This window comes from Streptomyces sp. NBC_00996 (assembly GCF_045162675.1).
Classification (GTDB): domain Bacteria; phylum Actinomycetota; class Actinomycetes; order Streptomycetales; family Streptomycetaceae; genus Streptomyces.
Genome location: NZ_CP108723.1, coordinates 5161768 through 5176010 on the forward strand (window position 1 = coordinate 5161768; position 14243 = coordinate 5176010).

Here is a 14243-nt window from a genome sequence, read left to right on the forward strand (position 1 = left end):
CCCCTGAGGCGTGTGGCACTCTTGCCCGGTATTCGGTCCGAGTGTGCAGGCGGGGGCTTTCCGCGATGAGCGTTGACGGGCGGGACGAGTCACTCGGCGACGGTGGCGCGGACGGCGGCACGGGAACCGGTGGGCAGTCGACGCCCCAGGTGCCCAGTCAGGGCGGGCGGCAGAGCGGCACCCCGGGTACCACGCCCTCGGATGCCTCACCCCCGGGTGCCAGGCAGTCCCGTGGCGTGCCGGATCCCGGCGTCCCGTCGCAGCGCGACCGGTTCGACCTGCGCGACGGCGTTGCCCTGCCGCCGCCTCCGGCCGATCTGCCGCCGTCCGACGCCACTCTGATCGAGCGGATGCGCGCGGGCGACGACACGGCGTACGAGGAGTTGTACCGGCGCCACGCGGACGCGGTGCGCCGGTACGCCCGCACCTGCTGCCGGGACGGGCACACCGCCGACGACCTCATGGCCGAGGTGTTCGCGCGCATGCTGCAGGCGGTACGCGGCGGCAGCGGCCCCGAGCACGCCGTACGCGCGTATCTGCTGACGACCGTCCGCCGCGTCGCCGCGAACTGGACGAAATCGGCGAAGCGGGAACAACTGGTCGACGACTTCGCGGCGTTCGCGGCGCAGGCCGCGCGCACCTCCGAGGTCTCCGACGACGACACGCTGGGCCTGGGAGCGGACGTCCGCGCGATGCACGAGGCCGAACAGTCCATGGCCATGCAGGCGTTCCGGTCGCTGCCCGAGCGCTGGCAGGCCGTGCTGTGGCACACGGAGGTCGAGGACGAGTCGCCGAGCGAGGTCGCCACGCTCTTCGGGCTCGACGCCAACGGCACCCGCGTCCTTGCCAGCCGCGCCCGCGAGGGCCTCAAACAGGCCTACCTCCAGGCACATGTGAGCGCCGCGCTCACCATGGACGAGGAGTGCGCCCGCTACGCCGATCGGCTCGGCGCCTACGCCCGCGGCGGGCTGCGCACGCGCGCCGAGCGCGGGCTGCGCAAGCACCTGGAGGAGTGCGCCAAGTGCCGGCTGGCCGCGGGCCAGATCAAGGAAGTCGCCGGCGGGATCCCCGCGGTCGTGCCGGTCGCGGTCATCGGTTGGTTCGGTGCCGCCGGGTACGCGAAGGCCGTCGCGCTCATCGCCGGTGGCGCCGGAGCGGGCGCGGCCGCCGTGGCGGGCGGCAGCGCCGGGGGCGCGCGAGCGGCGGGCGGCGTGGCTGCCTCGGAGGGGATCGGCGCGCCGGCCAGGGCCGGTATCGCGGCGGGAGTCGTCGCGGTGGCCGCGGCGGCGGTGGCGTTCGCCCTGGTCGGCAACGACAGCCCGGCCAAGAAGACCGAGGCCAAGCCGGCCACCTCGCCCGCCGTCGAAGCGCCGCTGCCGTCGCCGAAGCCGCCGAAGAAGGCACCCGCGCCGAAGCCGCCGGTGGTGGCGCCAACCCCGACTCCTCCGCCACCCCCTTCTCCGGCGCCCAAGTCCACACCGAAGCCGACGCCCAAGCCGACGCCCACCCCCACCCCGACGACGGCCGAGCCGAGGCCCACGCCCAAGCCGACCCCGGCCCCGACGCCTCCCCCTCCCGCCCCGTTCGTCTACCAGTGGAGCGAACTGAGCTACGGCTTCAACGGCGATCACACCAAGCCCGAGATGCGGCTCGGCGAGAGCAGCTGGGTGTGGCAGCGCCACGGGGTGTCGATCGCGAACAGCCAGTACACGCACGGCGTGACCGTCCACGGCCGCTCGTCCGTCACCATCGACCTCAACCGCAGCTGCACCTCGTACGACGCGATGGTCGGCGTCGACGACCTGACGATGGGGCTGGGCAAGGTCCGCTTCTCGGTGTACGTCGACGGGTCCCAGGCATGGCAGTCGCTGGTGATCAAAGGCGGCGACCAGGCGGTCCCCGTCCATGTGAACCTCGTCGGCCACGAGACGATCCGCCTCGCCGTCGAGCCGCACACTCCGCTCGACTCGGCGGCGCCGGCGGACTGGGCGGAGTCGAAGTTCCTGTGCCGGTGAGCGCGCGTGAGGAGCGCCGTTACTCGCCGGCGTGCTCCTTGAGCGCTTCGGCCAGGTCCCGCAGGGCGTCCTCCGTGGTGAAGTCCGAACCCGTGGCGCGCTCGGACTCGTAGCGGACCGGTCCGAGGGCCGCCATCGCGGCGGCTTCCGTGCGCTCGGCCTCGGCGCGCTCGCGCGCGGGACGCGGATGGCCACCGCGCCACCGCACGGCGGCCGCGAGCAGACGGCTCGCGGGCGGGTGGTCGCCGAGCTCGGCGAGGAGGCCCGCCGCGACATCGACGAGGCCCGCTACCACCACATCGGCGCACCGCGTGTCCACTGCCTCCCGCAGGGCGTCGAACAGCTTCCGCAGACCGCGCTCCGGGCCGGACTCAGCAGCCGTCACGAGCGCGTCCACCCAGTTCAGCGCAGCCGTGAACTGCGGGGGCGGGGTGCCTTGGGAACTCTGCTCGCGCGCCAGCTCGAACAGTTCGCGCGCGTAGGCGATCTCGCCGTCGTCCAGGGCCAGCTGGGCGCGCAGGAGGTGGATGAACGCCCGGGAGTCCATCACCCCGTAGCGATCGGCCGCCGTGCTCGCCTCGTCCAGGGCGGTCAGCGCCCTTGAGCGATCGCCCGCGCGGTAGGCAATCTCGGCAAGCCGCGCCTTCAGGAACGGCGTCTCGGCATACGCGCCCACCTCGTAGGCGAGCCGCAGCGCCTCCTCGTACTCCCCCTTCGCCTCGTCGAAGCGGCTGCGCGCCATGGCTGCCTCACCGGCCGCGCTGCACACCTGGGCCCGCATCCAACGGTCCCCCACCCGTCGGCTGAGCACGCGCAGCTCCGCAAGGTCGTCGTCCACACCGTGCATACCGCCCGGTGCGTCGACGACCATGTGCGTACGGAACATCAGGAGGACGCCGACCTCCCACTCGCCGCCGTACGCACGACAGTTGGCGACCGCCGCGTCCATGGTGGTCCGCATGTCTTCCGAGTCGTTCAGGAAGAATTCGGCCAGCGGCCAGACGATGCCCGGCATGCGGGCCGCGTCCGGGCCGCCCTTCGCGAAGACGGCCCGCACGCGCGTCACGTACTCCCACATCCGGCTGTCGTCCCGCCTGTCCAGCGGTTCGACATCCAGCTTCATGAACAGGTAGAGCATGCGCAGCCGCATCCGCATACCGTGCAGCGGGTGCTCGTCGCTCTCGGGTGCGTCGAGGAAGGCCCCCACCGGGTCCACGGCGTCCAACGCGGCGAGGTGGACATCACCCGCGACGCGAGTAGACCCTCCCGCCCCTCTGGTGATCCCCGTGACGGGCAGGTCTCCAAGACTGATCGCCGCGCCCAGCCGCAGCACGAGATCCGTCCATTCCATGCCCTCACGACGGAAGTTGCGCAGCCACCAGAACCAGGTCATGGCGAGGGCCAGGCCGCCGGCCTCCTCCTCGTCGCCGGCGGCGATCGTGCGGTGGAGGGCCGCCCTGATGTTGTCGAGTTCGGTCTCCAGGCGCCTGATCCAGGGGAGTTGCTCGGCGGAGCGCAGGAGCGGCTCGGCCTCGTCGACGAGCGCGCGCACCCACGCGCGGTGGCGCCGCTCAGCCGCGGCGCGCAGCTCGGGGACCTCGGCGGCGCGCTCGGTCGCGTACTCGTGGATGGTCTCCAGCATGCGATACCGCATGCCGCCACTGCCGTCCTCGTCGTACGGGGTGGCGACGATCAGGGACTTGTCGACCAGCGCCCCGACGAGGTCGGCCGCGGGCCCGGTACAGACGGCCTCCGCGGCCTCCAGCTCCCAACCCCCCGCGAACACGGACGCCTCGCGCAGCACGGTCCGCTCCCGCTCGTCGAGCAGGTCCCAGGACCAGTCGACGACGGCGCGCAGGGTCTGCTGGCGGGGCAGCACTGTGCGGCTTCCGGAGGTGAGCAGCCGGAAGCGGTCGTCGAGCCGGTCGGCGATCTGACGAGGGGTGAGCAGCCGCAGCCGGGCGGCGGCCAGCTCGATGGCCAGGGGCAGGCCGTCGAGCCGTCGGCAGATCTCGTCCACGGCTGCCGAGTCGTGCGGCGCGGCGTCGGCATCGGGGCGGACGACCGACGCCCGCTCCATGAAAAGGCGGCGCGCGGGGTCGGGCGGCAGGGGTTCGACCGGACGCACCAACTCGCCGGGCACACCCAGGGGTTCCCGGCTGGTGGCAAGAATCGTGAGCCCTGGGCAGTGCGTCAGCAGGGTCTCGGCGAGCTCGGCCGCCGCACCGATGACATGTTCGCAATTGTCAAGGATCAGGAGCTGGCTGCGCGGGGCGCAGTACTCGACGAGCAGGGCGAGCGGGTTGTCCTGCGGGACCGCCATCTCGTTGGTGATCAGCACCGTTTCGCGCAGGCCGAGGGCGCTGACCACAGCGCCCGGGACCGCCTCGGGCCGGTCGAGCGGGGCCAGCTCGACCAGCCACGCCTGCAAAAGCCCGGAGGCGGCTTCCTCGGCGAGGCGGGTCTTCCCCGAACCACCTGGTCCGGTCAGGGTGACCAGGCGTGCCCTCCGAACGTCCGAACGGATGGCGTCGAGTTCGGGTTCCCTGCCGACGAACGAGTTCAGACGCGGACGAATGTTCCCGTTCCGCGCAGCACGGGAGGAGTCTCCCGGCTCGGCGGAGCCCGTGTGCGACGTCCCACCGGCACGGGCTTGGCGGTGAGCCGTGCCGCTCCCGGGCCACGTCCCGTCCCCCTCATCGCGCCGCGACCGGGGATCCAACAACTCCTCGTACAGCGCACGCAGTTCCGGCCCGGGATCCGCGCCCAGCCCGTCCATCAGTCCGCGGCGCACCCCCTCGTACGCGGCCAGGGCGTCCGCGCCGCGGCCGGCGTCGCGCAGGGCACGGATGAGCAGACCGTGCAGCGCCTCGTCGTACGGGTGGGCCGACGCGAGTTCCCTCAACTCCGGTACGACGTCGGTGGCGCGGCCCAGCCTCAGGTCCGCCTCGACGCGGGTCCGGGTCGCCTCCTGACGGAGGGCCTCCGGGCGGGTCGCGACGGTGCGGTCGGGGAGGTCCGCGAGGGCGGGGCCACGCCACAGAGCGAGTCCTTCGCGCAGCCGGGCGGCGGCGGTCGTGGCGTCGCCGCGTTCCAGCGCCGTCTTGCCCTCCCCCACCAGTCGCTCGAAGACGAACAGATCCACGTCGTCCTTGATGGCCCGCAAGCGGTAGCCGCCCGCCTCGGAGGCGACCGTGTCCTTGCCGATGGCGCGCCGCAATCGGCCGACGAGGGCCTGTAGTGCCGCAGGGGCGTCCAGCGGGGGATTGTCCGCCCACACCTCGTCGATCAGGGTGTCCGGAGTGGAGGTGCGGGCGGGGCGTTGCGCCAGCGCCGCGAGCAGCGCGCGCACGCGGGGGCCTCCGACGGCGACCTGAGCCCCCCGGTCATCCTCCACCTGGGCGACCCCCAGAATCCTGTACCGCACCCACCCATTCTCACCGCCTCCGGCACCGGAGACGTCGGCTTTCCCTGGCGAGCCTCCCTGGACACTCCGCCAATCCCCGGCGAGCCTCCCCGGACACTCCGCCTCGCCCGGCGCGGGAGTGCGGGTGGTTTGGGGATTTCACCCCCTCCGCCCCTATCCGTCCCGTACAATGTGGCAGATCATCCGCGAGCTCGTCACGGTCGGCGTCACCGTCTTCCTCACCACCCAGTACCTGGACGAGGCCGACGAACTCGCCGACCGCATCGCCGTGCTCCACGACGGCAAGATCGCCGCCGAGGGCACCGCCGGCGAGCTCAAGCGGCTCATCCCCGGCGGACACGTCCGGCTCCGCTTCACCGACCCGGCCGCCTACCAGAGCGCCGCCTCCGCACTGCGCGAGGTCACCCTCCCCCAGCTACCCCCGCCGAACCGCCCCGGCCCCCGCCCCCAACGCCCGCCCCTGCGGCACGATCCCCGCAGGCACGGCCCGCTGTCGGGCAGGGGTTCCCGTCCAGCAGGTCCCCCGCCGGGCCAGCAGCCGCCGTAGCCACAGCTCCAGGGAGACCAGGTCGGCCAGCCCGTCCAGGGGCAGCGGCTGGCCCTCCGCGGCCCCGCGCAGCGCCTTGCGGACCACGCGGGCCTCGACCAGGCCCGCCTGGGCGAGCAACGGCGTGTCGAACAACGCGATCAAGGGATCCGCGGCCACCCGCAACCCCGTACGCGCAGCCGCAGCCGAGGACGCGTGGGAAGGCGCGCCCCACCCAGCGGGGAGATCAGCCACCCCCGCCCCCTCCAGCACCGTCCGCAGAATCGCCGCCCGCGCCCCGGGCTGCACCCGCAGCGCCTCCGGCAGGTCACGGCACGCGCGTACCACCTGGTTGTCGAGGAACGGCGCGTGCAGCCGCTGGAAGCGGATCTCGGCGGCCTGCTCCAGGACCCGCAGATCCGCCGCGTGACGCGCAAGCGCGGCACGTGCGCGGAAGTCGCCCGGCCGCTGCCCGGGACCGACCCCGGGCCGCCCCGTCGCGCCCTGCAGGCGAACCGATACTTCAGCCAGCGCCTCCCCGGTCAGCCATCGCGCCGCAGGCCCGGGTCTGGCCCAGGTGAGCGCGGCGAGCGACGCCCCCACCGCACCCCCCGGCTCCTCGAACCGCCGGTGCAGCAGCCGGTCGGCGAGCTCGTCGACACCGGTGCGGTACGGCGTACGGGCCAGCTTCCGCGCGGCGCCGTACACGCGCGCGGGGACCAGCACCGACCCGTCGGCCTTGGCCAGCGCAGCGACGGGCTTCACCAGATGTCGCCGCTTGCGGTCCATCAACAGGTCGGCGAGCCGCGCCGGGTGGGCGTCCAGGACCTGCCGGGCGCCGTACCCCGTGAAGTGGTCCGCGCTCCCCGAGGAGAGCCGCACGCGATGCCGGGCGGCCGTGACCAGCGAGGGGCCCGGCTCGTCCGTCAGCGGACCCTCCAAGTCGGCGTAAGGAAGCACCTCTTCGCCCCCGGCGACGACCACATGGTGCAGCCGGGGATTCGCGGCCAGCGTGCCGGCCCGCTCCAGCTCGGCCTCCCGCCCGCTGACGGCGAGGTCGTTGAAGGTGACTGCGAGAAGACGCTCACCGGCGCCCGTGCCGTGCCCGAGGACGGTACCGGGCGCCCCCGGAAGCCCGGCCGCGAGCAGCGCCAATGTCCCCGAGGCCGGCCCGCCCGAGAGGTCGGCGCCGATCCCCGGCACCGGCATCCCGCGCGCGGCGCGCCGCTCGGCGGGCCCCATTCCGGGCACGGGCCCGGGGTCCACATCGGTGCCCGGCACATGGCGCGGCGCGGCGAGACGCGCGCGTACGGCCTCCACGAGGGCGTCACGCACGGCGTCCACGGCGCTCGTCGGGTCGGCCGACGGCGCCGCGACCGCGAGGGAGGCGACCGGCTCGTACCCGGCGATCTCGCGCGCCCCGGCACGCAGGATCAGCGCGTGCCCCGGCGGGATGCGCCGCACACCGTCGTAAGGGGTCGAGTCGTGCACCGCGGCCGGTACGTCGGGGGCGGCGAGCAGCGCCGCGAGATGCCCGAAGTCGAGGTTCGCCTCGATGAGGTCGGCGAGGGGCAGCGCGGCGGTCGCGTAGGCCGTGCCACCCGCCCAGGGGGTGTAGAACACGGGCCGCGCGCCCGCGAGATCACCGCAGACGGTCACCCTCCGGCCCACCTGGACGACCGCCGTGTAGCTGCCGGACCAGTTGGTCAGATGCCGAAGTGCCCCTCCGCGCGCGGCGAACAGCCCGACCCGCAGCTCTTCGTCGGAGGCTCCGCAGGTGCCGAGTACGGCGATCCGGTTCTGCGCGTCGGCCTTCACCACGCGCACCTCGTCGGGACGCCAGTCGCCGACGGCCCAGAGCGGATCGGGGTCGCCCCACAGGAGTTGGGAACCCACCGGGTGAACGGTCTCACCGTCGCTGCCCGTGGCGCCCGCCGAGCCGATCTCAGGCGCTCTGGCGGCGGTACTGCTCCACCCCACCAACCATCGCATCGCCGCCTCCACGGGCTGTGGACAACCAGTGCACCGTACGAACTGGGCACCATGCTGCCACGAAGGAAGCGCGTGGGAGGGCCCCTGCGGCGGCTTGCACTCCCTGAAGTGCGCCCCCGAATGGGCGCCCGTGCCGATCCGAAGCCGACGCACGCCCGCCGTCTCCCCACCCGCCACCGACGGAGAGCCGACTCCCGAAGTGGTGTCGAGCGCCCCGCCCGCCGACCTTCGGAGCGGTGCCGAGCGCTCCCTCGACCGGCACTCGACCAGCCCCGAGCCGACGCGAATGCGCCCCCGATACGCTCCCCCAAAACCCCCTGCGCGCCCTCAACTGACGTGGTAGGAGCCCTATTCGCGCCCGATGGCCACCGTCGATTTTCGGCCAAATCAGCTGCGGATGCACAGGCGCGCACACGCTCCGTACAGGCCTTGCGCACCGCTCCGCAACGCACAGTCCGGGAGGCGGAGTTCGCCTCCCGGACCGGTCCGCCGCCCGCGGGGATGTAGGCGGCGGTGTCCCCCAGCCCACTGGATCCAGTACAGCGGGCCGACCCACGCACGATCCATGGAAGCGCTCCCCCGATGGCCGGAGAAGAGCGCACGGACGGGCGCACGGCCACACAGCGGGAGCACGCCGGCAACCGTCCGTACTGTCGTACGGACCACAATCCCGCCATCCGGAAGTACGCCCCTTAACGCTTGGGATTGGGCGAACTACGCTGGGTTTACGAATGCCGCGTGGTTATGCCAGCGCGGCAGCCGTCTGTGTCGAGGGGTGGCGCATGTCCAGGGAGCAACGCGGGCCGAACGAAAAACTCGGCGCCGTTCTCGCCCTCGCGGGAATCAGCAACGCAGGACTCGCGCGACGCGTCAACGACCTTGGCGCTCAACGCGGGTTGACTCTTCGCTACGACAAGACGTCAGTGGCGCGCTGGGTGTCGAAGGGAATGGTGCCGCAAGGTGCGGCGCCGCACCTCATCGCGGCCGCGATCGGCCAGAAGCTCGGCCGCCCGGTGCCGCTCCACGAGATCGGCCTGGCCGACGCGGATCCCGCACCCGAAGTGGGCCTCGCCTTCCCCCGTGACGTCGGACAGGCGGTGCGTTCGGCGACCGAGCTGTACCGCCTCGACCTCGCCGGGCGCCGGGCCGGCGGCGGCGGCATCTGGCAGTCGCTGGCGGGCTCGTTCGCAGTAAGCGCATACGCAACTCCCGCGTCACGGTGGCTGATAACCCCGGCCGACAGCTCGGTGGCGCGCGAGGTGAGCCCCGGTGAGGGCTCCGGAGCACCGCTGAAAGTCGGCCACAGCGACGTGCAGAAGCTCCGTGAGGCAGCCGAGGACGCCAGGCGCTGGGACTCCAAGTACGGGGGCGGCGACTGGCGTTCGTCCATGGTGCCCGAGTGCTTAAGGGTGGAGGCGGCACCGCTGCTGCTCGGCTCCTACTCGGACGAGGTGGGCAGGGCCCTCTTCGGAGCCAGCGCCGAGCTCACCCGCCTCGCCGGGTGGATGGCCTTCGACACCGGCCAGCAGGAGGCGGCCCAGCGCTACTACATCCAGGCGCTGCGCCTGGCCCGGGCGGCCGCCGACGTGCCTCTGGGGGGCTATGTACTCGCCTCCATGTCCCTCCAGGCGACCTACCGCGGCTTCGGCGACGAGGGCGTCGACCTCGCCCAGGCCGCCCTGGAGCGCAACCGGGGACTGGCGACAGCCCGCACCATGAGCTTCTTCCGCCTCGTCGAGGCACGCGCGCACGCGCGCGCCGGTGACGCCCAGGCGGCCGGCACCGCCCTGCGGGCCGCCGAAGGCTGGCTGGAGCGGGCCCGCGACGGCGACCACGACCCGTCCTGGCTCGGTTTCTACTCGTACGACCGCTTCGCCGCCGACGCGGCCGAGTGCTACCGCGACCTGAAGGCACCGCGCCAGGTGCGCCGCTTCACGGAGCAGGCGTTGTCGAAGCCGACGGAAGAGTTCGTACGCTCGCACGGGCTGCGCCTGGTGGTGTCGGCGGTCGCCGAGCTGGAGTCGGGCAACCTCGACGCGGCGTGCGAGCAGGGCGTACGGGCGGTGGAGGTCGCGGGACGCATCTCCTCCGCTCGCACCACCGAGTACGTGAAGGATCTCCTGCACCGGCTGGAGCCGTACGGCGACGAACCGCGCGTGGTCGAACTGCGGGAGCGCGCACGGCCGCTGTTGATGGCTCCCGCGTAGGTGCTCCGTTCGGAGCAGGGTTCCGACGCGTCTGCCTGGCGCTGCGGTCTCGGGGCCGCAGGTTGTGTGTGCTGGTCGCGCCCGCGCGGCGCAGCCGCAGGATGTGACAGCCCCGCGCCCCTTCGGGGTGCAGGGCCTCCCCCGGGTTTGAGCGCGTTGTCAGTGGCGCAGTGCACTATCGAAGTCGGGAGGTGGTGCAGGTGCGGGAGCTCGCGTACGACTGCGATGTGCTGGTGATCGGCGGCGGCATCGTCGGCCTGTCGACGGCGTATGCGATCACGCGCGCGGCACCGGGCACGCGGGTGACGGTGCTGGAGAAGGAGCAGGGGCCCGCCCAGCACCAGACGGGGCGCAACAGCGGGGTGATCCACAGCGGGATCTACTACCGCCCGGGCTCCCTCAAGGCGCGGTACGCGGTGCGGGGCGCCGCCGAGATGGTCAAGTTCTGCGCGGAGTACGGCATCGCGCACGCCGTCACCGGCAAGCTGATCGTCGCCACGGACAAGGCGGAGTTGCCCCGGCTGCACGGGCTGGTCCAGCGCGGCCGGGAGAACGGCATTCCGGTGCGAGAGCTGGGCCCCGCCCAGATGGCGGAGTACGAGCCACAGGTGCGCGGGCTCGCCGCCATCCATGTCGGCACGACCGGGATCTGCGACTTCGTCGCGGTGGCCCGGCAGCTCGCGGAGTCCTCCGGGGCCGACATCCGGTACGGGGCGGATGTCGTCCGCGTCGACCGGCGGCCCGGGCGCGGCGCCGCCGTGCTCACCACCGACGGGTCGGTGGTCCGCGGGCGCGTGCTGGTCAATTGCGCGGGGCTGCACTGCGACGAGGTCGCGCGTCTCGTGGGGGACGACCCGGGAATGCGGATCGTCCCCTTCCGGGGCGAGTACTACTCGCTGGCGCGGCCCGAGCTGGTGCACGGACTGGTCTATCCCGTGCCGGACCCCGCCTTCCCCTTCCTCGGGGTCCACCTCACCCGGGGGATCGACGGAGACGTCCACATCGGGCCGAACGCGGTGCCCGCGCTCGCCCGGGAGGGGTACGGGTGGAGTGTCGTACGCCCTCGTGAGCTTGGAGCGACCCTGGCGTGGCCCGGGGCCTGGCGGATCGCTCGACGGCATTGGCGGTACGGGGCGGGGGAGCTGCGGCGGTCGCTGTCGAAGCCGGCGTTCACGGACGCCGTGCGTCGGCTGTTGCCCGCGGTGACGCCGGACGATCTGGTCCCCGCGGCGGCGGGGGTCCGTGCGCAGGCCGTCCTGCGCGACGGGACGCTGGTGGACGACTTCCTGATCCAGGAGGGGCCCCGGACCGTGCACGTGCTGAACGCGCCGTCGCCTGCCGCGACGGCCTCTCTGCCGATCGGCAGAGAGGTCGCCCGGAGGGCGCTGGGTGCGCTGGCAGGGGCTTGAGAGCTTTTTCGCCCGCCCCTACCCGTCCCGTACCTGGGGGCTCCGCCCCCAGCCCCCTCCGGTTGTCCCTCGGCTGCGGGCGGTGGGGGCTTGTCGCGCAGTTCCCCGCGCCCCTTCAGGGCCATGAGAGTTTTTCGCCCCCCCGCCCCTACCCGTCCCGTACCTGGGGGCTCCGCCCCCAGCCCCCTCCGGTTGTCCCTCGGCTGCGGGCGGTGGGGGCTTGTCGCGCAGTTCCCCGCGCCCCTGCGGGGGCGTAGCGCCCGGGCGCGGCCGACCGCCGTAAAATCGACCCCACTGTGTCTGAGTCCTCCTTCACCTCGCCCGAAGAGCCGCGTCCCGTCCCACCCACCGGCGGCTCGCTGCGTCATGCCCGCGCCAAGGGGGAGCCCCGGTTCCCCGACGGACCGAAGGCCGACCCCGCCGGGTCGCACTTCGAGCGTCGAATCCGGAGTTTTCAGCCGCGGCGCAGTCGCGTGACCGCCGGGCAGGCGGACGCGCTGCAGCGGCTGTGGCCCAAGTGGGGGCTGGACATCGACGGGCAGCGGACGATCGACCTGGCGGAGCTGTTCGGGGGCGACCTGCCCGTCGTGCTCGAGATCGGGTTCGGGATGGGCGAGGCCACCGCGCACATGGCGGCCGAGGACCCGGAGACCGGAATCCTCGCCGTGGATGTGCACACCCCGGGACAGGGCAATCTGCTCAATCTCGCGGACCGGAACGGTCTGTCCAACATCCGGGTCGGCAACGGCGACGCGATCATCCTGCTCAGGGAGATGCTCCAGCCGGAGTCCCTGAGCGGCCTGCGCGTGTACTTCCCGGACCCGTGGCCCAAGAAGCGGCACCACAAGCGGCGGCTGATCCAGCCGGAGTTCCTCAGCCTCGTCGCGACCCGCCTCAAGCCGGGCGCCCTGGTGCACTGCGCGACCGACTGGGAGCCGTACGCCGAACAGATGCTCGAAATACTGAGCGCACACCCGGACTTCGAGAACACCCAGCCCGACGGTGGTTACGCGCCACGTCCGGACTTCCGGCCGCTGACCCGTTTCGAGGGCCAGGGACTGGACAAGGGTCATGTGGTGAACGACCTCCTGTTCCGGCGCGTACAGCACCTCGTAGACCACCCGGACCAGCAGCCGGACCAGCAATCCGTCGACAGCTGAAGCCCGCTGAAGCCCCGCGGGAGTCTCTCGGACCTCTCTCGGGAGCCCCCCGGGGCGGCACCAGGCGCCGTCGCGGGCTGCGCCCCTCCCTCGTTAGGGTCGATGCCGTGGCCACCTGTCCCCCCTACCCGACGCACCCCAGCGGTCCCGCCGGCGGTGCGCTGCGGCACGCACACTGGTGGCAGCGGAAGTGGGTGCGGTACGGCGCGCTGATCGCGTTGCTCGCGATCAGCGGGCTCGTGATCCTGGCCCTCGTCCGCGAACAGACCGGCACCGAGGGCTTTCTGGTCGGCCTCGGCCTCGCCGTGTTCCCCGTGCCGCTCCTCATAGCCGCCTTCCGGTGGCTGGACCGGGTCGAGCCCGGGCCCTGGCGGAACCTGCTCTTCTCCTTCGCCTGGGGCGCCTGCGCGGCCGCACTGATAGCGATCGTCGCCAACAGCTTCGCGACCAGATGGATAGCGACCGCGACCGCCGATCCCTCAAGCGCCGACACCCTCGGCGCGACCGTCATAGCGCCCATCGTCGAGGAGTCCGCGAAGGCGGCGGCCGTGCTGCTGGTCTTCCTCTTCCGCAGACGGGACTTCACCGGGATCGTCGACGGGGTGGTGATAGCCGGGGTCACCGCCACCGGCTTCGCGTTCACCGAGAACATCCTCTACCTCGGCACCGCCTTCGGCACCGACCAGCTCAGCGGCGAGAGCGGGCTCGCGTCCGTCACCGCCGCGACCTTCTTCGTCCGCGTGGTGATGTCGCCCTTCGCGCACCCGCTGTTCACCGTGCTGACCGGCATCGGCTTCGGCATCGCGGCCCTGTCCGCCGAACGCCAGCATCTGCGCCGCGTCCTGCTCCCCCTCACCGGACTGCTGCTCGCCATGGGCATGCACTCCGCCTGGAACAGCTCGTCGAGCTTCGGGGAGTACGGGTTCTTCGCGGTGTACGCCGCGTTCATGGTGCCCGCGTTCGGGCTGCTGACCTGGCTGGCCGTCTGGACGCGGCAGCGTGAGCTGCGCACCGTGCGCACGGAACTGCCCGCATATGCCGTCGCCGGGTGGCTGACCGCGCCCGAGCCGTATGTGCTCGGTTCGATGCGGGCGCGGCGGCTCGCCCGCGAGTGGGCCGGGCACCACTTCGGGAAGGCCGCGGCTCGCTCGGTCGCGGAGTACGAGGCGTACGCGACCTCTCTGGCGTTTCTGCGGCACCGGGGGCGCCGGGGGCGCGCGGGTGCCGACTTCGTCGTGCGGGAGCGGGAGTTGCTCGACGAGCTGTGGCGCCGCCGGGAGGTGGCCCGCCCGGCCCTGTCCTACGCGGCCCGGGCCACGGCCCCGATGGTCCCGGTACCCCCACCCTGGCCCGCGCACGGCTACGCGTACACGTACAGCCCCTACGGAGCCGCGGCCACCCCATATCCCGCGTACAACCCGTACCGCACGTAGTTCTTTCGCCCCCTCCGCCCCTGCCCGTCCCGTCCCTGGGGGCTACCGCCCCCAGACCCCCGCCAAAAGATCGC

At 72.9% G+C, this 14243-nt stretch carries 7 protein-coding genes and 1 pseudogene; 6 read left to right on the top strand and 2 right to left on the bottom strand.

Annotated elements, in window-relative coordinates; genetic code table 11:
* The first annotated feature begins 65 nt into the window (after positions 1-65).
* On the top strand, positions 66-2015 hold the full coding sequence (locus OG390_RS24310) for a sigma-70 family RNA polymerase sigma factor (RefSeq protein ID WP_406171009.1): 1950 nt from the start codon (positions 66-68) through the stop codon (positions 2013-2015).
* A 19-nt stretch (positions 2016-2034) separates the two neighbouring features.
* Here the strand turns inward: OG390_RS24310 and OG390_RS24315 are convergent, their stop codons facing one another.
* Positions 2035-5442: an AfsR/SARP family transcriptional regulator gene (locus tag OG390_RS24315; RefSeq protein ID WP_406171011.1), complete on the bottom strand. Its 3408-nt coding sequence runs from the start codon at positions 5440-5442 to the stop codon at positions 2035-2037.
* 166 nt (positions 5443-5608) lie between these two features.
* Here OG390_RS24315 and OG390_RS24320 point away from each other — a divergent pair.
* A pseudogene (locus OG390_RS24320) lies at positions 5609-5848 on the top strand (ABC transporter); the annotation flags it as partial.
* 9 nt (positions 5849-5857) lie between these two features.
* Here the strand turns inward: OG390_RS24320 and OG390_RS24325 are convergent.
* Complete coding sequence (locus OG390_RS24325) at positions 5858-7960, bottom strand: asparagine synthase-related protein (RefSeq protein WP_406171012.1); 2103 nt, start codon at positions 7958-7960, stop codon at positions 5858-5860.
* 782 nt (positions 7961-8742) lie between these two features.
* Here OG390_RS24325 and OG390_RS24330 point away from each other — a divergent pair.
* From OG390_RS24330 to OG390_RS24345, 4 genes are all read left to right on the top strand, one after another.
* Positions 8743-10167 carry an MFS transporter gene (locus tag OG390_RS24330; RefSeq protein ID WP_406171014.1) on the top strand — a complete coding sequence of 475 codons (1425 nt, stop codon included), beginning with the start codon at positions 8743-8745 and terminating at the stop codon, positions 10165-10167.
* Positions 10168-10358: 191 nt separating this feature from the next.
* Entirely contained in the window at positions 10359-11576 is a 1218-nt protein-coding gene (lhgO, locus tag OG390_RS24335) for an L-2-hydroxyglutarate oxidase (RefSeq protein ID WP_406177832.1), read from the top strand.
* 296 nt (positions 11577-11872) lie between these two features.
* Positions 11873-12736 carry a tRNA (guanosine(46)-N7)-methyltransferase TrmB gene (gene trmB, locus OG390_RS24340; RefSeq protein ID WP_406171016.1) on the top strand — a complete coding sequence of 288 codons (864 nt, stop codon included), beginning with the start codon at positions 11873-11875 and terminating at the stop codon, positions 12734-12736.
* A 107-nt stretch (positions 12737-12843) separates the two neighbouring features.
* Positions 12844-14169: a PrsW family intramembrane metalloprotease gene (locus tag OG390_RS24345; RefSeq protein ID WP_406171018.1), complete on the top strand. Its 1326-nt coding sequence runs from the start codon at positions 12844-12846 to the stop codon at positions 14167-14169.
* The last annotated feature ends 74 nt before the right edge of the window (positions 14170-14243 follow it).

Bases quoted from the DNA above. Each gene is read 5' to 3' on its own strand.
- OG390_RS24310 (WP_406171009.1), top strand. From the start codon at position 66: ATGAGCGTTGACGGGCGGGACGAGTCACTCGGCGACGGTGGCGCGGAC.
- OG390_RS24325 (WP_406171012.1), bottom strand. From the start codon at position 7,960: ATGCGATGGTTGGTGGGGTGGAGCAGTACCGCCGCCAGAGCGCCTGAG.
- OG390_RS24330 (WP_406171014.1), top strand. From the start codon at position 8,743: ATGTCCAGGGAGCAACGCGGGCCGAACGAAAAACTCGGCGCCGTTCTC.